This window comes from Agrobacterium sp. LEGMi-208b, assembly GCF_059511785.1.
In genome coordinates this window covers 1,326,153-1,349,568 of record NZ_CM183446.1, presented here as the reverse complement: position 1 = coordinate 1,349,568, position 23,416 = coordinate 1,326,153, and the positions used below count along the sequence as shown (strand labels likewise).

Genomic DNA, 23,416 nt, shown 5'->3' with positions numbered 1-23,416 from the left:
CGGGCTTGACCCGAGGATCCATGGTGCGGCCGGGTTGTGGGTCCTCGGGTCAAGCCCGAGGATGACGGAGGAGAGGTTTCAGCCCTTTTCGAAGTTTGGGGTGACCGGAGCAGCATGCTCCAAGCCTGCGATGCCTTTGAGAAGAAACAATAGTCTATCGGAGACAGACCATGCAGACACCACCCGTTTTCCCCAAAGGCGCAACCCGAACGGAAAACGGAATGGAGTTCACGGTCTATTCCCGGCATGCCTCCCACATCGATCTCTGCCTCTTCGATGACACCGGCGAGAAAGAGACGGCGCGCCTGCCGATGGTCCGCGGCGAAGACGATGTTCATCGGCTGACGCACGCCGAGGCCGGCCCCGGCACGCGATACGGCTTTCGCGCCCACGGCATTTACGCCCCCGAACACGGCCTCTGGTTCGATCCCGCAAAGTTGCTGCTCGACCCCTATGCCACCGAAATCGACCGCCCCTTCCGGCATGATCCCTCGCTTTATGCCTTTGGTGCGGAGACTGGCGCGATCATGCCGAAGGCAATCCTTTGCGAGCATGAGCCGGTCAAACGCCAGGCGCCGCTTTTTGCCGAAGGCGGGCTGATTTACGAGCTCGCCGTCAAATCCTTCACTGAACGGCATCCTGACGTGCCTGAAGATATCAGGGGCACCGTCGCCGCACTTGCTCATCCCGCCATTCTCGCGCATCTGAAAAAAATCGGCGTCGATGCGGTGGAATTAATGCCCATCACCGCCTGGATCGACGAACGCCACCTGCCGCCGCTCGGGCTTTCCAATGCCTGGGGTTACAATCCGGTCGGTTTCATGGCGCTCGATCCGCGCCTCTGCCCCGGCGGGGTGCGGGAACTGCGCGACACGGTTGCAGCGCTGCATGCACAAGGCATCGGCGTCATTCTCGATCTGGTCTTCAACCATACGGGTGAAAGCGATATCGAAGGCTCGATCCTGTCGCTGCGCGGGCTCGATAATCTCACCGCCTTCCGCCACCCGCCGGGAAAGCCGGGTGTGCTGGTCAATGACACAGGCACCGGCAATACGGTCGCCTGCGACCACCCCTATATTCGCCAGCTCATCATCGATTCGCTGCGGCATTTCGTTCTCCATGCCGGCGTGGATGGCTTCCGTTTCGATCTCGCGCCCGTGCTCGGGAGAACGGCTGCGGGTTTCGACATGGCGAGCGAAACGCTTGCCGCCATGCATTCGGACCCGGTACTTTACGACCGGGTATTGATTGCCGAACCCTGGGATATCGGCCCCGGCGGTTATCAGCTCGGCAATTTCCCCGAAAGCTTCCTGGAGTGGAACGACCGCGCCCGCGATGACCTGCGCCGTTTCTGGCGTGGCGATGCCGGCACGACCGGGGCGCTGGCCAATGCGCTGTCCGGCTCCTCGCCGATCTTTTCCCGGCATGGCCGCCTAAAAAGCCGCAGCGTCAATTTCCTTGCCGCCCATGATGGTTTCACCCTGTTCGATCTCGTCAGCCATGAACGCAAGCACAATGAAAAGAACGGCGAGAACAATCGCGATGGCCATAATGACAACCATTCCTGGAACAATGGTTTTGAAGGCTTGACCAACGACCCCACAATTGTCGCCGCCCGCCTTGCGGATGTAAAAGCGCTGCTTTCCACGCTCTTCGTCAGCCGCGGCACCCTGATGCTGACGGCTGGCGACGAGGGCGGCCGTAGCCAGCAGGGCAACAACAATGCCTATTGCCAGGACAATGAAATCAACTGGATCGACTGGTCATCGCTTGTCCCGGAACTGATTGACCACACCGCATTTCTCGCCGCACTGCGCAAACGTTTCAGCTTGTTTTCGCAGACAGGATTCTTTTCCGGCAAAGGCGACGTGACATGGCTTGCCCCGGGCGGAGAACCGATGACGGTTGCGGACTGGGAAAGGCCGGATGGACAGGCCTTCGCCATGCTGCTTTCCACCCCGGACCAGGAGACCGGCAAAGACGCCGAGCTTGCCATTCTCATCAATCGCGGCCGCGGGATCGTTCCCTTCACCCTGCCCGGCGATGGCTGGAGCGCCATCGGCACGGATTTCGGCAATCCCGCCTTCCTGCCCGCCCGTTCCGTGGTGTTTTATCTGCGCGGTTGATCCCTTCGCGTCACGAGCCGTATAAGTCGCTGGAAATAATGCGGACGAGGTACCATGACAAAAGAAATTGCGCTGGCGGAGATGAAGGACCGCGTCGGCACGGAAATGGGTGTTTCCGACTGGATCACCGTTGACCAGACGATGATTAACGCCTTCGCGAAAGCGACACTGGATGAACAGTTCATCCACACGGACCCGGAGCGCGCCAAGGCGGAAAGCCCCTTCGGTGGCACCATCGCCCATGGCTTCCTGACGCTCTCGCTGCTTTCGGCGCTGAATTACGACGCCCTGCCGCGCATTCGTGAGCAGACCATGGGCATCAATTACGGTTTCGATGCCGTCCGTTTCGTCACGCCGGTAAAAAGCGGTGCGCGGGTGCGCGGCCGTTTTACGCTGGCGGAAGCGCGTTTTCGCGGCGCGGCGATGCTGATGACGACCTATGACGTGGCGGTGGAAATCGAAAACGAGAAAAAGCCGGCGCTCACCGCGCGCTGGATCACCATCAGCCAGTTCAACCCGGAAGACAGGCCGGAAGACGCCTGAGATATGGCAAGGGAGAGATCGCATGCATGACGAAGCCGTAAGGAATGCGTTTCTCGTGCAGGCAAAGGCCTGCGACAGCCTCGGCTCTCCCTTTACCGCACGGCTTTGTCGCGCTGTGGCCGCAAGGCTCGACCGCCAGACGGAAGTCGGCGAGACAATCTTGTCCTGGCCCGGCGATGTCGGCCCCTCCGGTGATTCCGTTCCCCTGCGGCTCGCGGGTGCCCTGCATGCGCTGGCCATCAAGGAAAAAATCGCGCCGCTTGTCGATATCGCGCCCGATGACGAGGAAGCGCTGTGGCAGGCCTGTGCCAGCGCCCTGCGGTTCCATCAGGTCTTCATCCTCGAAAGGCTGAAATCACCGCCGCAGACCAACGAGGTCCGCCGTTCAGCCGTGCTGTTACCGGGCTTTCTTTCGATAGCAGAGCGCACCGGCAAGCCGCTCGTGCTGTCCGAGGTGGGAGCGAGCGCCGGGCTCAACCTGCAATTCGACCGATACCGGTATCGCCTCGGTGATTTTGCATGGGGCGAACAATCCGATGTCTTCCAGTCGCCGGAATGGCGCGGCAGCGCACCGCCGGATGGGCGGATCGAGGTCATCGAACGCGCCGGATGCGATCTCAACCCGCTCGACCCCTCTTCGACCGAGGATCGCCTGCGGCTGATGTCCTATATCTGGGCCGACCAGACCGACAGGCTGGAGCGCACCGCTGCTGCGTTACGGATCGCGGTGGAGAACGGCCTGCGGGTGGAAAAAGCCGATGCGATCGACTGGCTGAAATGCCGCCTTTCCACGCAATATCCCGGCGCGGCCCATGTCGTTTATCACTCCATCGCCTGGCAATATCTGCCGGATGCCCTGAAACAAGCGGGCGAGGCATTGATCGCCGAGGCCGGCGCCCGCGCCACGCTGGATGCCCCGCTTGCCCGCCTGCAGATGGAGGCGGATGCGACACCGGGTGGTGCCGCCATTACCCTGCAAATCTGGCCCACCGGCGAGAAACAGGAGATCGGCCGTGCCGATTTCCATGGGCGATGGGTCGAATGGCGGGGGTGGAGGCGCTAAACCGCCACGTCGGCCGCCGCTTCCTGCAATAGCCCACCGACATATTCGGCAAAGGAGCGCCAGCATTCCACCCGGAACGTATCATCCGCCGTGCGCAACAGCACCACTTCCGCTTTGCCGAAAACCGTGCGCGAGCAGGCACCCACCGGGAACCGCGCCGGAGACAGATCCTGCGGGCAGCCGGCATTGAGTGCAGCCTCCGCGCCCGGGCCGGAAACGATGACCGCCGTGTTGCGGTGGGAAACATCGGTTGCGGAAAACAGCCCGGAGACGCCGGCAAGCGCCGCCACCAGGTCGCTTTCGCCCTGATCGATCACCAGCCATTCGTCCGGACCAAGCCACAGGGCCGAGCGCAGACCCGATGTGACGGAGCCTTTCGGGCTGGTGGGCAAAGCAAGGCCCAGCGCTTCCGAGAGCGCCGGTACGGCGCTTTCCCGCGCCCGCAGCGACAGCCGCGAGGCGGAAGCGGCGGGTTTCAGCGAAACGAAGGGCGAGCCGCCGTGGAAATCCTCAAGCACGGATTTGCGTTTTGCGTGCAGCATGTCAGCCATTGAGACGGGCTCCTTCCTTGTCGAGGAAGACCATGTCGGTCACTTCGACGGCAATGGTTTTATCGGCAAGCGGAATGTAGAGCGTTTCGCCCATGCGCGCCCTGCCATCCGCCACCAGCGCAAAGGCGATGGAATGGCCGAGATTTTCCGACCAATAGGCTGAGGTCACATGGCCGAGCATGGTCATGGGCTTCGGCTGGTTCGGGTCGGCGACGATCTGGCCGCCTTCGTCGGGCACGGTCAGCCTGTCCTTCGTTTTCAGACCGACGAGCTGCTTGCGGCCGCTGCGCGTCAGATCGATGCGTTTCAGGCCACGAATGCCGACGAAATCCGTCTTCGTCTTGGAAACGGCCCAGGCGAGCCCAGCATCGTCAGGCGTCACCGTGCCGTCCGTATCCTGACCGACGATAATATAGCCCTTTTCCGCACGGAGAATGTGCATGGTCTCCGTGCCGTAAAGGCAACCGCCCACGGCTTCCGCCCTATCGCGGATCGCGGACCAGACGGCAGCGCCATAATCGGCAGGCACATTGATTTCGAAACCGAGTTCGCCGGTGAAAGAGACGCGGAAAAGTCGCGTCGGCACGCCGCAGAACTTGCCCTCGGCCACCGCCATATGCGGAAAGGCTTCCGGCGAAAGATCGATGCCCTCGACGAAAGGCGCGATCACCTCGCGTGCCTTCGGGCCCTGCACAGCAATGACAGCCCATTGTTCGGTCGCCGATGTGAGCCAGACATTGAGATCGGGGAATTCGGTCTGGAGATAATCTTCCATATGCTGGAGAACACGCGGCGCGCCGCCCGTGGTCGTCGTCACATGGAAACGGTCTTCGGCCAGACGCCCGACAACGCCGTCATCGTAAACGAAACCGTCTTCGCGGGTCATGATGCCATAACGGCAGCGGCCGGGCTTCAGCGTGTCCCAGGCGTTGGTGTAGATGAGGTTCAGGAACTTCGCCGCATCCGGGCCGACCACTTCGATCTTGCCGAGGGTCGAGGCATCGAACACGCCGACGCTTGTCCGAACCGTCTTGCATTCACGGTTGATCGCCTCATGCATGTCCTCGCCAGCGCGGGGGAAGAACCAGGCGCGCTTCCAGTTGCCGACATCCTCGAACACCGCACCGGCTGCCAGTTCTTCCTCGTGCATCGGCGTCTTGCGGGCCGGGTCGAACAGCGCGCCGCGCGAATGGTTGATGAGCGTGCCGAAGGTGACCGGCGTATAGGGCTGGCGGAAGGTGGTGAGACCGACCTTGGGCAAATCCCGGCCGAGCGCTTCCGATGCGATGGCAAGACCATGCATGTTCGACATCTTGCCCTGATCCGACGCCATGCCATTGGTGGTGAAGCGCTTGATATGCTCGACGGAATGCATGCCTTCACGCACGGCAAGGCGGATATCCTTGGCGCAGACATCGTGCTGGAAATCGATGAAGGCCTTGACCCCGGTGCCCTCACCCGCGCCTTCGGCCTCACCGATCATGCCGCCCGTCCAGGCCCGGGCATTTTCGCCGGAGAATTCCACCGAACCGCCGCCGGCAGCGGCCGCTTCGGCAATGATCGCGGCAAGATCATCCGTGCCGTTGCAGGCGCCGATGGAAACGCAGTTCTGCACATGGATATCAGGCAGGAAACGCTGGTTAGCCGCGTCAAACTTCAGCTTGCCGCGCGATTGCGAGAAGAGATGCACGGATGGCGTCCAGCCGGCCGAAACGACCAGCGCATCGATGGCGATCTTGCGCTTGTTGGAGCCGCCATTGCGGCCAACCGTCATGGAAGAAACGCGCAGGCGGCCGGCGGTGTTGTAAACGCTGTGGCCCGCCAGCACTTCGATGCCGAGCACCCGCGCTTCGTCCAGCAGGCGCTGATCCGGGTTTTCGCGGCAATCGACGATGGCGGCGATCTTCACGCCGGCCTTCTTGAGGTCGAAGGCCGTCTCATAGGCCGAATCATGGGCGGTGTAGACACCGACATTATGGCCCACCGCAACGCCGTACTGGTTGAGATACGTGCGGGCCGCCGCAGCCAGCATGATGCCCGGCCGGTCGTTGTTAGCGAAGACCATGTGGCGCTCGATTGCGCCCGCCGCCAGCACGACCTTTTTCGCGCGCACCTGCCACAGCCGCTCGCGCGGCTGGTGTCTGGCCGGCGTGGCGAGATGATCGGTAACGCGCTCCGCCAGCGCGACGAAATTGTGGTTGTAATAACCGAAGGCCGTCGTGCGCGTCAGAACCCGCACATTCGGCATGGATTGCAGCTCGGCGAGAACCTTCTGCGCCCACTCGTAACCGGGCAGACCATCGATGATTGCACCGGTATCGAAGCGCAGCACGCCGCCGACTTCGGCATTTTCATCCACCAGAATGACGCTTGCCCCGGTTTTCGCCGCCGACAGCGCGGCCGTCAGGCCGGCAACGCCGGCACCGGCCACCAGCACGTCGCAATGGGCATAACGGCCGGAATAATGATCCGCATCCGGCTCGCTCGGCGCCTTGCCGAGACCGGCGGCGCGGCGGATCAGCGGTTCGTAAATCTTGTGCCAGGCGGCCTTCGGCCACATGAAGGTCTTATAATAAAAGCCGGCCGCGAACATCGGCGACAGGAGGTCGTTAATGGCGCTGAGATCGAAGGACAGCGACGGAAAACGATTCTGCGAGGCAATGATGGCGCCGTCGAACACTTCCTGCACCGTGGCGCGCACATTGGGCTGCTTGCGCAGGCTGTCTCGCGACACGTCGATCAGCGCGTTGGGCTCTTCCGGCCCGGCGGACAGGAAACCACGCGGGCGATGATATTTGAACGAGCGGCCAATCAGATGCACGCCATTGGCCAGAAGCGCTGACGCGACGGTGTCGCCCTCCAGCGCCGGATAGATCTTGTCGTCGAAGGTAAAACGCGCGGTTCTGGCCGGCGTGAGGCGGCCGGCACCCTTGATACGATAGTCGCCGCTCATTGCCCGGCTCCCTTTTCTGCGGAAAGGACCGCCTCAGTATCCGGCTTCGGTTCGCCGGCCTTGTAGGTCATCAGGAATTTGTCGCTGACGGAATCGCGGGCAGCGTTGAAGAAACGGCCGCAGCCGTGAATATGCCGCCAACGCTCGAAAACGAGGCCCTTGTCATTGTCGCGAATGAAGAAATATTCCGCGAAGGCCTCGTCGGAGATATCGGCGATGTTTTCCGGCCGGGCGATATGGGCTTCGCCCGCCCAGCGGAATTCCAGTTCGGAACGGTCTTCCCCGCAATAGGGGCAATGGATCAGAAGCATCGTCGCTCCACCTAGAGAGAATTTTCCGGAAGTGCTGTTCCGGCGGGTTGGTCACACAGCCGCTTCCCCATGGCTACGAAGGGGGAAAGCCGCTTTAAAAGCTGCTCGAAATTATCGAAAGGACGCAGCGCCGAGGCCCGCCCCATATTGACGATGGCAACCGCCATCATGTCGGTGTCGATCGCGAAGGGGTAATCCTGCTCGCCATCCTCCTTCTCGCCGACGAAATAAACCATCTTCGTCGTAAGGCTGGGCGCGCAGAGAAGCAGGCCTTTTTCCGCCATGAAGGGCCAGTCTTTCTCGCCCTGCATTTTCGCAATCTTCTGGCTGCGAAAATCCCTGGCCTCGGGAATGACGCTGCCGACGGGCACGGCCGCGGCCGCACCTGATATGGTGATAGCAAGCATGGCCGCCGCCAGCATCAATGCGCCACCGCGGCAGCGGCAGCCTCGTCGATAAGACGGCCGGTGCGGAACCGGTCGAGCGTCAGCCCCGCCGCCAGACGATGCGGTTCGCCACGGGCGATGAGATGCGCGAAAAGATTGGCCGAACCCGGCGTTGCCTTGAAGCCGCCCGTGCCCCAGCCGCAATTGACGAAGAGGTTTTGCACCGGCGTCACGCTCTGAATGGCGGAACGATCAGGCGTGTTGTCGGTGATGCCGCCCCACTGGCGCATCATCTTCACGCGGCGGAAGATTGGGAAAAGCTCGCAGATGGCGTCCAGCGTGTGGGTGATGATCTGTAGACCACCGGTCTGGGAATAGGAATTATACTGGTCCGTACCCGCACCGATAACTAGCTCGCCCTTGTCGGATTGGGAAATATAGGCATGTACCGTGTTGGACATGACGACGCAGGGGAAGATCGGCTTCAGCGGTTCCGACACCAGCGCCTGCAACGGATTGGAATGCAGGGGAACGCGCACGTCAGCCATTTTCATGATGACGGAGGAGTGGCCGGCGGCGGAAACGCCGATTTTCTTGGCACCAATGAAACCGCGATTGGTCTCCACACCCGTCACCGCGCCATCAGGTCCGCGGCGAATGCCGGTGACTTCGCAGTTCTGGATGATGTGCACGCCCCGATCTGAGGCCGCGCGCGCATAACCCCAGGCCACCGCATCGTGGCGCGCCGTGCCGCCGCGGCGCTGAAGGGCCGCGCCATTAATGGGATAGCGCGCATTGCCCGATATATCGAGTGGCGGGCAATAGGCCTTCGCCTGCTCCGGCGTCAGCCACTCATTGTCGATGCCATAGAGACGATTGGCATTGATATGGCGGCTGAAGGATTGCCGGTCATGGATATTGTGCGACAGCATCATCACGCCGCGCGCCGAATACATGACGTTATAATTGAGATCCTGGCTCAAGCCTTCCCACAGCTTCAGGGAATGCTCGTAAATATCCATGCTCTCTTCATAGAGATAGTTGGAGCGGATGATGGTGGTGTTGCGGCCGGTATTGCCGCCCCCGAGCCAGCCTTTTTCCAGAACCGCGACATTGGTGATGCCGTGTTCCTTGGCCAGATAATAGGCAGCGCCCAGCCCGTGGCCGCCGCCGCCGATGATGATGACATCATAATCCTTGCGCGGCTCGGGTGAGGCCCATTGCGCATCCCACCCTTTATGACCCCTGAGCGCCTCACGCGCCACGGCAAAAACGGAATATTTGCGCATTCGCAATCTGCTCCTCAAGAACCGGCCAGAGGCCGTAAACATACGCCCGGCCCGTATCATACACATGGCAAATCGGGATGGGAGGCAATATCCATTTTGCGACGTCGCAATGATTTTGTTTCGACATTGCGGGAAGAATGGGGGACACGCTGCATTTTGCAGGCTGATTATGCGCTAGCGGCTGGACTTGCTGCAAATGATCTGTTATTGCACGTCACCAATCGCCCAGCTCGACAGCCGGACGGACCATTTTTTGTTTGCGTGCGAATGCCTTTATTCGCGCAGCAAGATAACCAAACTAAAGGAACGGGATTCACGTGCAGGTACTAGTCCGCGACAATAACGTTGATCAGGCGCTCCGCGCCCTGAAGAAAAAGATGCAGCGCGAAGGCATTTTCCGTGAAATGAAAATGCGCGATTATTACGAAAAGCCCTCCCAGAAGCGCGCTCGCGAAAAGGCTGAAGCCGTTCGCCGCGTTCGCAAGCTGGCACGCAAGCGTGCACAGCGCGAAGGTCTGGTTGCAGGCCCCCGCGCAGGCCGTTAATAGGCCGTCTTTTGGACGTTTTTGAATGCTTGTTGGGCGGGGGCGATCAATTCGCCGCCGCTCTTTGTGTTTGTGGCCGGAGAATGTTCTTGAGAACGACCGTGAGACCGGCCTGCGAGGGAACCCACACCGAATGATCGCTGTCGACGCCTGTGTTGTGAAAAACGCCGATGCCTCCAAGCGCCGGGTGCTATTAAAAAACAACAGAGGGTTCCGCGCTTCTCTGGTCATCTGCACCGTGCTTGCCGGTCTTTCCGGCTGCGCGACATCCAACCAGACGGAAGATGTGTTCAGGATCGACCGTGCCCAGGGCTCGCAGGAAAACATCGCCTCGCTCACCTCGGTCATCAACGCCAATCCGCAGGATCCCGAAGGCTATAACGTCCGTGGCTCGGCTTACGGCCGCGCCGGCGATTCGCGCCGTGCCATCGAGGATTTCAACAAGGCGCTGCAGCTCAACCCGCGCTTTTACCAGGCCTACGCCAACCGCGCGCTGGTCTACCGCAACTCCGGGCAGCAGCAGCAGGCCCTGCAGGATTACAACGCCGCTCTGCAGATCAATCCGAGCTATGATGTAGCGCTGATCGGTCGTGGCAATCTTTACCGCCAGTCCGGCCGTGTGAACGAAGCCTTCAACGATTTCTCCCGCGCCATCGAACTTGAAACCACCGATGGACGCGCCTGGCACAATCGCGGCCTGATCTACCAGCTGCGCAACCAGCATGCCCAGGCCATCGAGGACTTCTCCAAGGCAATCTCGCTGTCGTCGACCTCGCCCGAGCCCTATAACGGCCGCGGCCTTTCTTATGTCGCGCTGAATGACGATGAAAACGCCTTTGCCGATTTCAACCACGCCATTTCGCTTGACGGCAATGTGGCGGAATCCTGGGCCAACCAGGCGCTTGTTTATGAGCGTCGCGGCGAGATGGCCAAGGCCGCCAAGTCCTATGGGCATGCGGCCCGGCTCGACCCGAAATACAAGCCGGCACTTGACGGCGTCGCCCGCACACGCGGCGCCAGCGCTTCCTGATAAAACAGGCATGAACAAAAAAGCCGGCAGGTTAGACACCCGCCGGCTTTTTTAATGGAAACCCTTAAGCCTTCAATGGCTGTCGCGGCGCGCCTCGGGCGTGGCGTCACCCGCCCATAATTCCGCCTGCACGGCGTTTTGAAATTCCATGACTTCACGCCGCATGGCGGCGTCCTCATAACCAAGCTCTGTCAGATAGGCGGCCAGCTCGCGGCACTCCCTGCGCCAGAAATCATTCGCCTCCACACCATGCAGCCGGTCAAGCATCGTTGCACATCTTTTGACGTCGGCAATACGGTTCTTTGCCGGAAAGGCGATTACTTCTGAACTCGTTGTCACGCGGGCACCCTGCTCTTGCTGAGGAATCAATACCGACTTTTTAAAGGCGAGATGGTTAACGAAGTCTGCAGAGGGCGTAAGACAGCCGGCAATGGCTGCAAGAGAATGATTTTACGCCTCTCAAAAGCATGAAATCGTCTGGTAAGGCAGCCCCTATTGGGGGAAGTCATCGATTACCGAGGAATTTACCAATCAAGATTACCGAAATTTCATGCCGCAACCGTTAGAAGAAGTATATGTGTGTTGAAACAGCACCGGTCTCATCGTATATTTCTTGCAAAGAAGAAAAATGCCGCAGCGCAGTCAAAAATGGAGAAATCGTTCTCGGGAGGAGAGCACCATGTATGCACCTCGTGTTTTTTTCAGCATGATCGGTGCATTGCTTACCTTTGCGGTTGCCACATATTTCATCCACGGCTCGTTCTATACGGCATTCATCCAGACCCTCATCTGCGCGGTCATTCTGCAAGTCGGTTATTTTATTGGGATTCTCGTTCTGGTCGCCCGCGAAAAGCGGCGTATGCGCGAAACCTTCGCGCGGGACCGTGGCGCCGAGGCAATCCAGACGGACGCCGTAAAAAGCCCGCCGCCACATGGCGCCAAACTGACCGATATGTAAGCTTTCACGCAGCTTCATTTATTGCGTCGCAAAAAAATCGCTTGCATCCACACCCGTGACACTTTCTGCTGGCCAAATCCTGACGGTTGGTCAAAGCAGAAGGACAATCCATGGTGAGCGGTTCACAGCCCATTTGCGTCATCATCGCTGCGAAAAATGCATCCGAGACGATCGATATCGCCATACGTTCCGCCCTTGTGGAGCCGGAGGTCGGCGAAGTCGTGGTGATCGACGATGGTTCCACCGACACGACGAGCGATGTGGCGCATGCGGCGGATGACGGCACGGGCCGTCTGCGGGTCGTGCGATTCGAGGTCAATCGAGGCCCTTCGGCTGCGCGCAACCACGCCATCTCGATTTCATCGGCGCCGCTCATCGCCATTCTCGATGCGGACGACTTCTTTTTCAGGGGCCGTTTCGCCGCCATGCTGGCCGATGACGACTGGGATCTGGTGGCCGACAACATCGCCTTCATCCAGCAATCGGTTCCCGGCGCCTCCTCCATGCAGCCGGCCCGCTTCGAACCGCAGGCACGGTTTCTGTCGCTTACGGAATTCGTGGAGGGTAATATTTCCAGGCCCGGCGTCGAACGCGGGGAAACCGGGTTTCTGAAGCCGGTCATACGCCGCGCTTTTCTGGATAAACATGCGCTGCGTTACGATGACGGCCTGCGGCTCGGCGAAGATTACGAGCTTTACGTGCGGGCGCTGGCCGCCGGCGCGCGTTACAAGGTCATCCGCCATTGCGGATACGGCGCGATCGTGCGCGGCAATTCGCTGAGCGGCCGCCACCGCACCGAAGATCTTCGCCGTTTATACGAGGCGGACAAGGCCATTCTCGCCGGCTGCCGGCTCTCGGCAGAGGAAACGACGATCCTGCGCGAACATGAAAAACACATCCGCGCCAAATTCGAGCTTCGCCATTTTCTCGATACGAAAAAGCAGAAGGGCATGGGCGGCGCGCTGAGCCATGCCCTCGCACGGCTCCCCGCCCTGCCCGCCATCACGCGCGGCATCTGGAGCGACAAGACCGCCCGATTCCGTAAAGCGCCGCCGGTGCGGGATGTGCGTTATCTGCTGGACGGTACGCCGGTTTCGTAAGAGAAAAGACGACTTCAGCCAATTCCTCGCCGTCATCCTCGGGGCAGGCCCACTACTGTCCGATTTGAATTTTCATACCGGCGGCAATGCCCCTGAAGCCGGTTGCGAAGGATGCGCATCCCCTCGACGTCATCCTCGGCCCTGTGCCGAGGATCTAATCACGTTGAATAAAATCAATCGGTTGTAGATCCTCGGGACAAGCCCGAGGATGACGTTAGAGTGTTTGGCGCCCTTCGCTATTCACCTGACGACGCCATTCCCAATTCATGTCCAAATCGCGGAAAAACAGCTAAAAACAAGTAGAATCAATGTCGCAAACCTTGTCCAGAAATTTAAACCGGACACCAGTGGGACAGGCCCGAGCATGACGATAGAAACCTTAGAGGATGGCCATCCTCAAGAGAAGGCGGCAGAAAACTCCCTGCCGCATCCACTTCTCACGCTCAGAGATAATCCCGCTTCACCGTTTCCAGAACGGCGGCGAAGCGCTCCTTGCGCTCTTCCAGCCGACCATCCGGGCTGAGACGCGGCTCCGCGCGGCTTGCCTGCCAGAGCGCCAGTGTGGAAGGCGCGGCCAGCACCTGCTTGGCCAGTTTGCGCAATGACCGGGACTGCGTTTCCTGCGGCCGCACCAGCACGTCACCCTCATGCGTCGGGCCCTCATGCGCCGGAACGGAACCGGTCTCGGCAATGACGGGGCCGGGCGGCGGCGGGAAGCTCATGCCCCAGAAGCGCGAGCCTTTTTTTGCCGCCTCGGCGCGTGTCGAAACCGGCACATAACGCGGCTGATAGTCGACACCCACGCTGCCGGCCCAGTCGCTCCATTTAAAGCTGTTGATCGAGGGCGAGGTGCTGACCGCGACCCACGGCACGCGGAAGGCATCGGCAAGGATCGCGCCATGCATGGATTCGGCAACGATGAATTCCGACTGGGCGATGGCGCGGATGACCGCTTTCGCCTCGCCGCGCGGGTCGAGATAGGTCAGCCCCGCCGGTTCGCACACCGTTTCCCACATGCCGAATTCCGCCGATTCCCAATGCGGAACGAAGGTCTTCTTGTAGAGCTTAGGCAGGCCCTTGAAGTCAGGCATCTCCGTGACCATCACAGCCGGATCGACAATACCCTTTTCGGGGGCGAGCCCGAGCTTGGCGGCGGTTTTTTCGCCGCGCACGCAGCGAATATCCCAGAACTCGGTGCTGGTATCCGGCACCGCGCCATAACCATAACCGCTGCCAATCACCAGCTTGCGCTGCTTTGCGGGCAAAAGAACGTCGTTCAACACTGTGCCGACGCCGACCAGCATGACGTCGTCATGCACATCGCGCAGGCCCGGAAGCAGAAAATCCCACAGCCACAGGTTGAGATCGTCACCGAAATTTCCGTGATGAGATTCCCAGTGGTAAGGTTTCATGAGGTCACTCCTGGGTGAAAAAAACATATAAATTCTTGCGGGCGAGAATTCGCTCATCTGGAGCGGACGATTTTTCCTGCGCCGAGTTCGAAAGCGGCGCGCAGCAGTGCGGGATCGCGCATCGCCCATTTCAGGAGCAGCCCGAATTCGGGTGCCTTGCGCCGTTTCAGATTGCCCGCCTGGCTCCACAGCGCCTGTTTGCGCGCCGTGTTTTTATAGGAAGCGATGGAGGCGACATCGTCCGGCCGGCGTGAAAAACGCCCCTCCAGCGTATCGAGCGCCACCCAGGTATTGAACTGCTGGCGCAGGAACTCCGGCGAGGTATTGTCGATGCTGTGGAAGATATTGACGCCCATTCCACGCATCGCGCCGGCGTCGTCACACAGAAGCGTGCGCTTCGACGCAAGGATGGAATCACAGAAAAACAGCACGTCTTCCGCCGCCAGACGAAGCGCCGGGTCGAAGCGGATCTTTTCAAAAAGAGGACGGCCGATCACCATGCAGGAGAGATGCAGGAAGCTCCAGTTGCGCAGCATCACACTGGCCAGATCCGGCAGCTCGATCACCAGAGGTTTCTCGGAAAGCCGTGCCGCACCCTCATTCTTCTCCAGCTCGGAAATGGCGAAATGATAATAAAATTCGTCACTTGCCTGCATGGAGGCCCAATAGCACTCGCCGCCGTAAGTCTCTAGCGCGAAGGCCGCATTCTGGAGATGATCGGGTGTCCAGATATCGTCGGAATCGAGAAAGGCGACATAGTCGCTGCCGTCGGGCACATGGTCGAGACCGGTGTTGCGGGCACCGCCCGGGCCGGCATTGGCCTGTTTAATGACGATAATCCGGTCTTTCTCAACCTGCGAAAGTTCCGCAAGTTCCTGATCGATCGGGTATGGCGATTCGTCATCGACGATGACAAGATCGAAATCCTGGTAAGTCTGCGCAAAAACCGATGCGAGTGCACGTCCCAGGACACCGTGCTGCTTTTGGTAGTAGGGAATGACGACAGTAAATCTTGCCATTGTTTCGCCCCTTGCGTTGATCAAGAAGTGTCGGGCCCGATCCTAAAAGCGGCCCCGATGGTATCGGCAACTCCCAACCGGCTTCCTCCCGCCGGCCTCCAGAAACAGGATGCTTGTATGCCCCCAGCGCCAAATGTAAAGACCATCACCACGAATGTCGGCTGGAGCGTTTTATCAAAAACAGGGACATTCGGGCTTAAATTTGTCACGGTCCCGATTCTCGCAAGACTGCTTTCCCCGGAGGAATTCGGGGTGGTGGCAGTAGGACTAACGGTTGTACAGTTTCTGACGATGATCGCCGGCGCGGGGCTCACCTCTGCGCTGATCGTCGAGAAGGAAGAGGATATGGATACGATCCATACCGTCTTCTGGGCCAATCTCGCGATCTCCTGCACCATGGCCGCCGTTCTCTACATCTTCGCGGAATTTTTCGGCGGGCTGCTGGGCGCGGTGGAAAGCGCCTACCTGCTGCGCATCATGGCCTTCCTCATTCCGCTGCAGCTTGCCGGCGATGTCGCCTATTCGCTGCTCGCCCGGCGCATGAATTTCAGCAAGGACGCCCTCTGGAGCATGGCGTCGGAAAGCATTGCGGCCATCGTCGCGGTGGCGCTCGCCTTTATGGGCTTCGGCGTCTGGGCGCTCATCATCCAGCTTTTTGCCGCCGCCCTCATCCGGCTTGTCGGGCTTTACGCGGTTTCGCGTTATTGCCCACGCTTCGTCATGAAACCGCGCCGGCTGGTGCCGCTCCTCGGCTTCAGCTCCGGGTTGATGGGTTCGGAAATCGCCAATTTCGTTACCTTCCAGTCGCCGATGGTGGTCATTGCCCGGCATCTCGGTCTGGCGGATGCCGGCGCCTATTCCGCCTCCAACCGTTTTGCCAGCATTCCCAACCAGGTGGTTCTGTCCGCCGTCATGGGTGTCCTGTTTCCCGCCTTCAGCCGCATGATGGACGATCCGCAGCGCCGTCGCGACGCGCTGATGTTCAGCACGCAGGTGCTGACCGTGCTGCTTGCACCGATGATGTTCGGCCTCTGGGCCGTGGCCGAACCGGCCATGCTTGTCATTTTCGGGCAGAACTGGGCCTATGCCTGGCCGGTTCTCGGGCTGCTGGCGCTATCGAAGGCCATTCTGACACCGTGCAGCACCTTCATCCCTTATCTAAAAGGTGCGGGTTACGGCCGCGTATTGTTCTGGTCCGCGACGATCCGCGCCATCGTCACCACGGTCGCAGTCTGGCTCGCAGCACTTTATGGCACCCTGATCGACGCGATGGTGTGGCTCTGCATCGTCAATGCGGTAACGCTGGTCGCCTATTCCTGGGCCGTGTTCAAGGCAAGCGACACACCGTTTTTCCGCGGCCTCTATGTCAGCAGCAGGCCGATGATCGCGGCGCTGGTTATGGCCGTTGCGGTGCGCTACCTGCTTCACGTTCTGGCCGAGCGCATTCCCAATGCCACCCTTCAGGTTCTCATCGGTGCTGCCGTGGGTGGCGTCATCTATGCGGTGCTGATCCTGCTGACCGAACGCGCCTTGCTTGCGAAAATCTTCGGCATGGTCAAATCGCGGCGTATGCGGGATACTGCAACCCAAGGTTAGAAATCTCGCGGAAAATGCGCCTCATTTCCGCCGTTAAGCGGCCTTGCCACGGTGTTTTCCTTCACCGCGGCAAGGTCGCGTCACCTATCTTTTTTGCGATGCAGCATCACGACAAATGACAAATTCACACGCTTCTGCGATTTTTAACGACGCGCAAATTTAGAAAAAATACATTAATTTCAACATCTTGATTTTTCATGGGCGCGGAAATGTAGCGAACGCCAGACATTCACCCGCAAAATCTAAGCTTGTGTTTTTCCCGCGTCGCCACATTTTATCCCAAAGTCGAAACCAGACTTTCCAGTGCGGGCTTAAGTTCGCTCTGGTTGCAACGCGGCGTGGGGAGACGCCGCCCAATAGGGGTGACTGATGTGACTGTCGATCAGAACCTATCCTCCCGTATCAACTTGATGCGCATATTGCTGATATCAGGGATCGTGTTCGTCCATGTGCCGCACGATGCCGAAACCAGCCCGTTTCTTGGCCTTTATGGCTTCTTTGACTGGCTGCGGGTTTTTCTGGGCGATGCGCTCTTTCGCATCGGTGTGCCCTGTCTCAGCGCCATTTCCGGTTACCTGCTGTTTCGTCGCGGCATGAGCGGTTTCGATTATCCGGCGACGATCCGTTCCAAGTCGAAAACCGTGCTGCTGCCCTTCCTGCTGTGGAATGGCGCGCTGTTTGCCGCCGTGCTGCTGATCCAGCTTTTCGATGTCGGCGTCGGTTATTTTCCTGACCTCTGGAACGCCAGCCCGCGTGAAATCATCAGCCATGGAACGGCGCTTGAAGAGCTGCCGGTGAATGTGCCGCTGTATTTCCTGCGCGATCTCTTCGTCTGCATCCTGCTGTCGCCGGTGCTCGCCTTTCTGATGCGCCGTTTCGCCCTGCCGACGCTCGCCATCCTGCTCTTCATCACCGCCATGCCTGATCTGACGATTTTCATCGTCCAGAAGAAATCCATTCTTTTCAGCTTCTCGCTCGGCATTGCGCTTGCGCTCCACCGCGTCGACGTCAAGGCTCTCGATCCCTACGCCGTGCCGATCATGGCGCTGACCTTTGCGGCCTCGGCCATGTTGGCGACCGGGCTTTATTTCACCGGTCCGGAATTCACCTTCTGGCTCAACATGTCACGCAACCTGCTTGCCGTCTTCGGCGCGCTCGGTTTCTGGGCATCTTCCGCGCTGTTGATCCGCAGCAGGCTTGGCCAGCGGCTTGCCGAAACCGGCAGCCTGAGCTTCTGGATTTTCTGCGCCCATTATCCGCTGCTCGTGATCATGTGGATGGTGTGGAACAAGGGCGGGCCGGATTTTTACCCGGCTTTCTATATCAGCGCGACGCTTTCCGCCTTCGTCATTCTGGTGGTCAGCAATGCCCAGACCCGCAAATACCTGCCGGCCGTTTATGCCGTGCTGACCGGAAGCCGCAGCGGCAAAGGCAAGGCGAAGGCCGATTTTGCTGCAAAACGGGCCGCCATGATCGGCCCGCCGACATCCGAAACGCTTTATTCGCAACGACAGAGGTGAACCAATGACAACATTTGTCACCCGCGTTCAGACACGCATTCTTCTCGCCGCGGCCCTTCTGGCCGCCCCTTTTGCCACTCCGGGCCAGGCGCAGGAAGGCAATGGCGCATCCTTCATCGAGAACTTCGATTCCATGGACAGAAGCTTCTGGTACGTTTCCGACGGCTGGAACAATGGCGCGCATCAGAATTGCACCTGGTCGAAGAAACTGGCGACGGTGGAAAATGGCCAGCTGACACTCGGTTTCGAAGAAGCCAAGGCCGGCGACCGCAAATTCGCCTGCGGTGAAATCCAGACCAAGGGGCGTTATCGCTACGGCACCTATGAAGCGCGCATGAAGGCCGCCACCGGCTCTGGCCTGAACTCCGCCTTCTTCACCTATATCGGCCCGACCGACAAGAAACCGCACGATGAAATCGACTTCGAAGTGCTGGGCAAAAATACCGGCAAGGTGCAGCTCAACCAGTATATTTCCGCCAAGGGCGGCAATGAGAAGCTGGTGCCGGTGGAAGGCGGCGCGGATGCCGGCTTCAACGATTACGCCTTCGTCTGGGAGCCGCAGCGCCTGCGTTATTACGTCAACGGCAAGCTCGTCCATGAAGTGACGGATGAGTCGAAAATCCCGCAGAGTGCCCAGAAGATTTTCTTCAGCCTGTGGGGCACCGATACGCTGAAGGACTGGATGGGCGCCTTTTCCTATTCCGGCGCAACGCAGATGATCGTCGACCGGTTTGCCTTCACGGCGCTCGGCGACAAATGCCAGTTCCCGGAATCCATCGCCTGCGCGCTTAACTGACAGCATTTCTGAATCGATCCGCTTTTTTTTGAACCAAACGGAATCTGCTGCGTCTTTGACGCGTGAAAACAACCGGAACCCTGCATGACCCATGTTCTTTATCTCGCGCATGATCTGTCGGACCCCGCCATTCGCCGGCGGGTGCTGACCCTGCTTGCGGGTGGCGCGCGCGTCACGCTGGCGGGTTTCCGGCGCGGACAGAACCGGCTGGCAGAGATCGAAGGCGTCGTACCCGTCGTGCTCGGGGAAACCGCCGACGGGCAGTTTCTGCAGCGTATGGCGGCGGTGGCGAAAGCGAGCCTCTCGCTGGGCAAGCTCTTGAGCGGCATCTCCGCACCCGATGTCATTCTTGCCAGAAACCTGGAGATGCTGGCGCTGGCAAAGCGCGCCATGTCGATCTATGCCGGGCAGCCGGCGCTGGTTTACGAATGTCTCGACATTCACCGCCTGCTTCTCAACACGGGCAGGCCCGGACAGCTGCTGAATGCCGCGCAGCGTTATTTCGCCCGCGACGCCAAGCTGCTGGTGACGAGTTCCCCCGCTTTCGTGGAGCATTATTTCAAGCCCGTATCCGGCCTCGACCTTCCAGTCCTGCTGCAGGAAAACAAGGTGCTGGCACTCGACGCCACCGTTGCCGCCACGCCGCAACCGCGCGCACCCGCCCCCGGTGAGCCATGGAAGATCGGCTGGTTCGGTGCGCTTCGCTGCCGCAAGTCGCTCGAAATCCTCGCCGATTTTGCAAAGCGCATGGAAGGCAAGGTCGAAATCATCCTGCGCGGCCGGCCGGCCTATTCGGAATTTACCGATTTCGACGGCTTCGTAGCCGCCGCCCCGCATGTGCATTTCCATGGGCCATATAAGAACCCCGAGGACCTTGCCGCTATCTATAACGAGGTGCAGTTCACCTGGGCGATCGATTTTTTCGAGGAAGGTCAGAATTCCAGCTGGCTGCTGCCCAACCGGCTCTACGAAGGCTGCCTTTATGGCACCCTGCCAATTGCGCTTGCCGGCACGGAAACCGCCCGCTTCATCGAAAGGCGCGATATCGGCTTCGTCCTCCCGAATGCCCGTCCGGAGGATCTCGTCGCCCTGTTTAGCCAGATGAACCCGCAAACCTATGCGGATGCCTTCAACACCCTCTCGGCAACAGACAGGAAACAATGGCTGACTGACCGCGACGATTGCCGTCAGCTGGTCCAGCACTTGTCCTCGCTTGCCAAATCCGCCTCCGGCCATGCCCGCGAAGCGCAGTTTTCACCCGTGTAGCGCGTAGGGGGCAAATCATGGAAGGTCGTAGCAATTCCGGCATCAGAACGCTGATCGTCATTCCCTGCCTCAATGAGGCAAAGACGATCGAAGGACTGCTTGTCAAATTCACCGGCGCAATGGATGGGCGTCTTTTCCGCATCGTCGTTGCCGATGGCGGCAGTACGGATGGAACCCGCGATATCGTTTCCGCCTTTGCGGCGAAGGACGAGCGCGTCACGCTTCTTGCCAATCCGAAGCGCATTCAGAGCGCTGGCATCAACCTTGCCGTCGCCACCTTCGGCGAGGATTACGATTATCTCATCCGCATCGACGCCCATGGCGATTATCCCGATGATTATTGCCAGCGGCTGGTCGAGGATGCCGAGCGCACCGGCGCGGATTCCGTCGTCGTCGCCATGGATACGGTCGGCCACGGCCTGTTTCAAAAGGCGACGGCCATCGCCCAGAATTCCAAGCTCGGCAATGGCGGCTCCAAGCACCGCGAAGGTTCAAAGGGTCACTGGATCGACCATGGCCACCACGCATTGATGCGGATCGCCGCTTTCGATGCGGTCGGCGGTTATGACGAGAGCTTCAGCCACAATGAGGATGCCGAGCTGGACTTCCGGCTGCGCAAATCCGGTTTCCGCATCTGGATGACCGACAAGACCCGCATGACCTATTATCCGCGCGCCAGCGTCATGCCGCTCTTCCGGCAATATCTCGCTTATGGCCGCGGCCGCGCGAAGAACCTTTTGAAACATCGCTCGATCCCGAAAATCCGCCAGATGATTCCGCTCGCCGTGTTGCCGGTCTTCATCTTCGCCTTGCTGTCGCTTGTGCACTGGGCCGCACTTATTCCGCTTGGCCTCTGGATCGCCGCATGTGTGGGTTATGGCTTGTGGATGGCAATAGGTCAGAAAAACCCATACGGCCCGCTCGCCGCCTTTTCGGCAATGGTGATGCATCTGGCCTGGTCCACCGGCTTCTGGCTGGAACTCCTGAAATTCCGGGGAAGAAAGGCTGTCTCATGACCGACAACACCGTCACCCGCCCGCATGATTCGAAAACCGTCGATATCGGCATCTGCACCTACAGACGCCCGGCGCTGGTTGCCACACTTCTGTCACTCTTCGAGCTGGACGTGCCGGAAGGTGTGAAAGTTCGCCTGATCGTCGCCGATAATGACGAGGAGCCGAGCGCCAAGGCCAGTGTGGACCGCCTGCGCGAAACCGCCCCCTTCGACATCACCTATGTCCATTGCCCGAAGTCGAATATTTCGATTGCCCGCAATGCCTGCCTGTCGGAATGCAAAGCGGATTATCTGGCCTTCATCGACGATGACGAAACCGCCCCGCCGCACTGGCTGGCCGCGCTTCTGGAAAAAGCCGACGAGACGGGTGCGGAAACCGTTCTCGGCCCGGTGACGGCAGTTTACCGGGATAATGCACCGGGCTGGATGAAACGCGGTGATTTCCACTCGACAGTCCCCGTCTGGGTGAATGGCGAAATCATCACCGGCTATACCTGCAATACGCTGCTCAGGATGGAAGCGCCCTCGGTGAAGGGCCGGCGTTTTGCGCTGGCGCTCGGCCAGAGCGGCGGCGAAGATACGCATTTCTTCTCGCATCTTCACGCCGCAGGCGGCCGTATCGTCTTTGCGGAAGATGCCATGCTTTCCGAACCGGTGCCTGAAAATCGGGCAAGCTTCATGTGGCTTGCCAAGCGCCGCTTCCGTTCCGGCCAGACCCATGGCCGCGTGCTGGCGGAAAAGAAGCCCGGTGCTCGCCGCGTGGTTCAGGTCATCAAGGCCGGCTCGAAGGTGCTTTATTGCGGCGTTTTTGCCGCACTCAATGGCTTCAACGCCGTGCGCCGCAATCGTTATGCGCTGCGTGGCGCGCTGCATATGGGCTCGATGAGCGGCGCCTTTGGCGTGCGTGAAATCCGCCAATATGGTGCGGTGGAGGCGACCTGATGGAGAATCTCACCTCACCGCCCGATATCAGCTTCGTCATCGCCGCCTATAATGCCGCCGACACCATTGAAGCGGCCATCCAAAGTGCGCTCGACCAGCGGGGTGTGACGCTGGAGGTGATCGTCGTCGACGACCGTTCCGCCGATGACACCGTCCCCTTCGTGGAGGCGATTGCCGCCATCGATCCGCGTGTACGCCTGCTTGCTCTTGCCGAAAACCGCGGTCCGGGCGGTGCGCGCAATGCCGGCATCGAAGCCGCGACCGGGCGCTGGATCGCCGTGCTCGATTCCGACGATGTCATTCGCCCGGAGCGCTCCGCCTGCATGATGTGCCGGGCGGAAGCCGCCAGTGCGGCGATTGCCGTCGATAATCTCGATGTCGTCTATACCGACGGCAGGCCGATGGAGACGATGTTTCCACAAGAATTTCTGGAGGAACGAGCGGTTCTCACCCTTGAGGACTTCATTTCCTCCAACATCCTGTTCCGCTCCACCTTCAATTTCGGCTACATGAAACCGATGTTCCGGCGCGATTTCCTGAACGATGAGGGATTGCGCTTCCGCGAGGATATCCGCATCGGCGAGGATTACATCCTGCTCGCCTCGGCACTTGCCGCCGGCGGCCTCTGCGTCATCGAACCGAAGCCGGGTTATATCTACAATATCCGCGAGGGCTCGATTTCGCGTGTGCTCGAACTTCATCACGTCGAGGCGATGATGCGGGCGGATCAGGAATTCCTGAGCCATTACACTTTGCTGCCCGCCGCCATGGATGCGCAGCAGGCGAGAAGCCGCAGCCTGCGGCTGGCGCATAATTTTTTGACATTGGTGGAAAACATCAAGCGCCGTTCGGTACTCGGCGCCTTGAAGACCACGATAAGGGATCCTGCCGTGCTGGGACACTTAAGAATGCCCATTGCAGTGCGGCTGAGGAGGCTGCGGGACGCGATGTTTGCGCCCGCGGCGAATACAGGGGTGAAAAGACAGATTTCGTGA

The 23,416-nt window shown here is 59.8% G+C and carries 22 protein-coding genes; 14 read left to right on the top strand and 8 right to left on the bottom strand.

Annotation, left to right across the window (positions count from 1 at the left end):
- Positions 1-170 precede the first annotated feature (170 nt).
- The 3 genes from glgX to AC5YUO_RS20755 are packed head-to-tail and all read left to right on the top strand — an operon-like array spanning position 171 to position 3,732.
- Complete coding sequence (glgX, locus tag AC5YUO_RS20765; RefSeq protein WP_496155009.1) at positions 171-2,126, top strand: glycogen debranching protein GlgX; 1,956 nt, start codon at positions 171-173, stop codon at positions 2,124-2,126.
- Positions 2,127-2,180: 54 nt separating this feature from the next.
- Positions 2,181-2,669 (top strand): MaoC family dehydratase, encoded by a 489-nt coding sequence (locus AC5YUO_RS20760; RefSeq protein WP_496155008.1) that lies wholly within the window; start codon positions 2,181-2,183, stop codon positions 2,667-2,669.
- A gap of 22 nt (positions 2,670-2,691) precedes the next feature.
- Complete coding sequence (locus tag AC5YUO_RS20755; RefSeq protein ID WP_496155007.1) at positions 2,692-3,732, top strand: DUF2332 domain-containing protein; 1,041 nt, start codon at positions 2,692-2,694, stop codon at positions 3,730-3,732.
- On the opposite strand, the gene AC5YUO_RS20750 is transcribed toward AC5YUO_RS20755, so the two are convergent.
- The 5 genes from AC5YUO_RS20750 to AC5YUO_RS20730 are packed head-to-tail and all read right to left on the bottom strand — an operon-like array spanning position 3,729 to position 9,222.
- The gene (locus AC5YUO_RS20750; protein WP_496155006.1) at positions 3,729-4,283 is read right to left on the bottom strand and encodes a sarcosine oxidase subunit gamma; all 555 of its coding nucleotides are present in this window, start codon (positions 4,281-4,283) and stop codon (positions 3,729-3,731) included. The two genes, AC5YUO_RS20755 and AC5YUO_RS20750, sit on opposite strands and share 4 nt — an antisense overlap.
- A complete protein-coding gene (locus AC5YUO_RS20745) occupies positions 4,276-7,236 on the bottom strand; it encodes a sarcosine oxidase subunit alpha (RefSeq protein ID WP_496155005.1) in 2,961 nt (986 codons plus the stop codon). The genes AC5YUO_RS20750 and AC5YUO_RS20745 overlap by 8 nt, the downstream gene beginning before the upstream one ends.
- The gene (locus tag AC5YUO_RS20740; RefSeq protein ID WP_400819319.1) at positions 7,233-7,547 is read right to left on the bottom strand and encodes a sarcosine oxidase subunit delta; all 315 of its coding nucleotides are present in this window, start codon (positions 7,545-7,547) and stop codon (positions 7,233-7,235) included. The genes AC5YUO_RS20745 and AC5YUO_RS20740 overlap by 4 nt, the downstream gene beginning before the upstream one ends.
- Positions 7,548-7,558: 11 nt before the next feature.
- On the bottom strand, positions 7,559-7,969 hold the full coding sequence (locus tag AC5YUO_RS20735) for a hypothetical protein (protein ID WP_496155004.1): 411 nt from the start codon (positions 7,967-7,969) through the stop codon (positions 7,559-7,561).
- Positions 7,969-9,222 (bottom strand): sarcosine oxidase subunit beta family protein, encoded by a 1,254-nt coding sequence (locus AC5YUO_RS20730; protein ID WP_059756984.1) that lies wholly within the window; start codon positions 9,220-9,222, stop codon positions 7,969-7,971. Before AC5YUO_RS20730 ends, AC5YUO_RS20735 begins: the two co-directional genes overlap by 1 nt.
- 317 nt (positions 9,223-9,539) lie before the next feature.
- Between AC5YUO_RS20730 and rpsU the strand changes: the two genes are divergently transcribed.
- Positions 9,540-9,767 (top strand): 30S ribosomal protein S21, encoded by a 228-nt coding sequence (rpsU, locus tag AC5YUO_RS20725; protein WP_003508541.1) that lies wholly within the window; start codon positions 9,540-9,542, stop codon positions 9,765-9,767.
- Between the two features lie 133 nt (positions 9,768-9,900).
- Positions 9,901-10,797, top strand: coding sequence for a tetratricopeptide repeat protein (locus AC5YUO_RS20720; protein ID WP_496155003.1), 897 nt, complete (start codon positions 9,901-9,903; stop codon positions 10,795-10,797).
- A gap of 72 nt (positions 10,798-10,869) precedes the next feature.
- Here the strand turns inward: AC5YUO_RS20720 and AC5YUO_RS20715 are convergent, their stop codons facing one another.
- Positions 10,870-11,136 (bottom strand): DUF6074 family protein, encoded by a 267-nt coding sequence (locus tag AC5YUO_RS20715; protein WP_020812422.1) that lies wholly within the window; start codon positions 11,134-11,136, stop codon positions 10,870-10,872.
- A gap of 340 nt (positions 11,137-11,476) precedes the next feature.
- On the opposite strand from AC5YUO_RS20715, the gene AC5YUO_RS20710 reads away from it, so the two are divergent.
- Both AC5YUO_RS20710 and AC5YUO_RS20705 read left to right on the top strand, forming a co-directional pair.
- A complete protein-coding gene (locus tag AC5YUO_RS20710; RefSeq protein WP_496156534.1) occupies positions 11,477-11,755 on the top strand; it encodes an exopolysaccharide production repressor protein in 279 nt (92 codons plus the stop codon).
- 110 nt (positions 11,756-11,865) lie between these two features.
- Positions 11,866-12,855 carry a glycosyltransferase family 2 protein gene (locus AC5YUO_RS20705; protein WP_496155002.1) on the top strand — a complete coding sequence of 330 codons (990 nt, stop codon included), beginning with the start codon at positions 11,866-11,868 and terminating at the stop codon, positions 12,853-12,855.
- A gap of 443 nt (positions 12,856-13,298) precedes the next feature.
- Here AC5YUO_RS20705 and AC5YUO_RS20700 read toward each other — a convergent pair whose 3' ends face one another.
- Together AC5YUO_RS20700 and AC5YUO_RS20695 are read right to left on the bottom strand one after the other, a co-directional pair.
- On the bottom strand, positions 13,299-14,267 hold the full coding sequence (locus AC5YUO_RS20700) for a polysaccharide pyruvyl transferase family protein (RefSeq protein ID WP_496155001.1): 969 nt from the start codon (positions 14,265-14,267) through the stop codon (positions 13,299-13,301).
- A 53-nt stretch (positions 14,268-14,320) separates the two neighbouring features.
- Positions 14,321-15,286: a glycosyltransferase family 2 protein gene (locus AC5YUO_RS20695; protein WP_496155000.1), complete on the bottom strand. Its 966-nt coding sequence runs from the start codon at positions 15,284-15,286 to the stop codon at positions 14,321-14,323.
- Positions 15,287-15,403: 117 nt separating this feature from the next.
- On the opposite strand from AC5YUO_RS20695, the gene AC5YUO_RS20690 reads away from it, so the two are divergent.
- From AC5YUO_RS20690 to AC5YUO_RS20660, 7 genes are all read left to right on the top strand, one after another.
- Complete coding sequence (locus AC5YUO_RS20690; RefSeq protein ID WP_496154999.1) at positions 15,404-16,882, top strand: lipopolysaccharide biosynthesis protein; 1,479 nt, start codon at positions 15,404-15,406, stop codon at positions 16,880-16,882.
- A gap of 371 nt (positions 16,883-17,253) precedes the next feature.
- The gene (locus AC5YUO_RS20685; protein ID WP_496154998.1) at positions 17,254-18,402 is read left to right on the top strand and encodes an acyltransferase family protein; all 1,149 of its coding nucleotides are present in this window, start codon (positions 17,254-17,256) and stop codon (positions 18,400-18,402) included.
- A 4-nt stretch (positions 18,403-18,406) separates the two neighbouring features.
- Positions 18,407-19,198: an endo-1,3-1,4-beta-glycanase ExoK gene (gene exoK, locus AC5YUO_RS20680; RefSeq protein ID WP_496154997.1), complete on the top strand. Its 792-nt coding sequence runs from the start codon at positions 18,407-18,409 to the stop codon at positions 19,196-19,198.
- An 84-nt stretch (positions 19,199-19,282) separates the two neighbouring features.
- Positions 19,283-20,464 carry a glycosyltransferase family protein gene (locus tag AC5YUO_RS20675; RefSeq protein WP_496154996.1) on the top strand — a complete coding sequence of 394 codons (1,182 nt, stop codon included), beginning with the start codon at positions 19,283-19,285 and terminating at the stop codon, positions 20,462-20,464.
- Between the two features lie 17 nt (positions 20,465-20,481).
- Positions 20,482-21,480, top strand: a complete 999-nt coding sequence (locus AC5YUO_RS20670) for a glycosyltransferase family 2 protein (RefSeq protein ID WP_496154995.1) — start codon at positions 20,482-20,484, stop codon at positions 21,478-21,480.
- Complete coding sequence (locus AC5YUO_RS20665; protein WP_496154994.1) at positions 21,477-22,421, top strand: glycosyltransferase family 2 protein; 945 nt, start codon at positions 21,477-21,479, stop codon at positions 22,419-22,421. Before AC5YUO_RS20670 ends, AC5YUO_RS20665 begins: the two co-directional genes overlap by 4 nt.
- Positions 22,421-23,416 carry a glycosyltransferase family 2 protein gene (locus AC5YUO_RS20660; RefSeq protein WP_496154993.1) on the top strand — a complete coding sequence of 332 codons (996 nt, stop codon included), beginning with the start codon at positions 22,421-22,423 and terminating at the stop codon, positions 23,414-23,416. The genes AC5YUO_RS20665 and AC5YUO_RS20660 overlap by 1 nt, the downstream gene beginning before the upstream one ends.

Excerpts from the sequence above, each read along its gene's own strand:
- glgX (WP_496155009.1), top strand. The coding sequence starts at position 171 with ATGCAGACACCACCCGTTTTCCCCAAAGGCGCAACCCGAACGGAAAAC.
- AC5YUO_RS20760 (WP_496155008.1), top strand. The coding sequence starts at position 2,181 with ATGACAAAAGAAATTGCGCTGGCGGAGATGAAGGACCGCGTCGGCACG.
- AC5YUO_RS20755 (WP_496155007.1), top strand. The coding sequence starts at position 2,692 with ATGCATGACGAAGCCGTAAGGAATGCGTTTCTCGTGCAGGCAAAGGCC.
- AC5YUO_RS20750 (WP_496155006.1), bottom strand. The coding sequence starts at position 4,283 with ATGGCTGACATGCTGCACGCAAAACGCAAATCCGTGCTTGAGGATTTC.
- AC5YUO_RS20745 (WP_496155005.1), bottom strand. The coding sequence starts at position 7,236 with ATGAGCGGCGACTATCGTATCAAGGGTGCCGGCCGCCTCACGCCGGCC.
- AC5YUO_RS20740 (WP_400819319.1), bottom strand. The coding sequence starts at position 7,547 with ATGCTTCTGATCCATTGCCCCTATTGCGGGGAAGACCGTTCCGAACTG.
- AC5YUO_RS20735 (WP_496155004.1), bottom strand. The coding sequence starts at position 7,969 with ATGCTGGCGGCGGCCATGCTTGCTATCACCATATCAGGTGCGGCCGCG.
- AC5YUO_RS20730 (WP_059756984.1), bottom strand. The coding sequence starts at position 9,222 with ATGCGCAAATATTCCGTTTTTGCCGTGGCGCGTGAGGCGCTCAGGGGT.
- AC5YUO_RS20720 (WP_496155003.1), top strand. The coding sequence starts at position 9,901 with ATGATCGCTGTCGACGCCTGTGTTGTGAAAAACGCCGATGCCTCCAAG.
- AC5YUO_RS20710 (WP_496156534.1), top strand. The coding sequence starts at position 11,477 with ATGTATGCACCTCGTGTTTTTTTCAGCATGATCGGTGCATTGCTTACC.
- AC5YUO_RS20705 (WP_496155002.1), top strand. The coding sequence starts at position 11,866 with ATGGTGAGCGGTTCACAGCCCATTTGCGTCATCATCGCTGCGAAAAAT.
- AC5YUO_RS20700 (WP_496155001.1), bottom strand. The coding sequence starts at position 14,267 with ATGAAACCTTACCACTGGGAATCTCATCACGGAAATTTCGGTGACGAT.
- AC5YUO_RS20695 (WP_496155000.1), bottom strand. The coding sequence starts at position 15,286 with ATGGCAAGATTTACTGTCGTCATTCCCTACTACCAAAAGCAGCACGGT.
- AC5YUO_RS20690 (WP_496154999.1), top strand. The coding sequence starts at position 15,404 with ATGCCCCCAGCGCCAAATGTAAAGACCATCACCACGAATGTCGGCTGG.
- exoK (WP_496154997.1), top strand. The coding sequence starts at position 18,407 with ATGACAACATTTGTCACCCGCGTTCAGACACGCATTCTTCTCGCCGCG.
- AC5YUO_RS20675 (WP_496154996.1), top strand. The coding sequence starts at position 19,283 with ATGACCCATGTTCTTTATCTCGCGCATGATCTGTCGGACCCCGCCATT.
- AC5YUO_RS20670 (WP_496154995.1), top strand. The coding sequence starts at position 20,482 with ATGGAAGGTCGTAGCAATTCCGGCATCAGAACGCTGATCGTCATTCCC.
- AC5YUO_RS20665 (WP_496154994.1), top strand. The coding sequence starts at position 21,477 with ATGACCGACAACACCGTCACCCGCCCGCATGATTCGAAAACCGTCGAT.
- AC5YUO_RS20660 (WP_496154993.1), top strand. The coding sequence starts at position 22,421 with ATGGAGAATCTCACCTCACCGCCCGATATCAGCTTCGTCATCGCCGCC.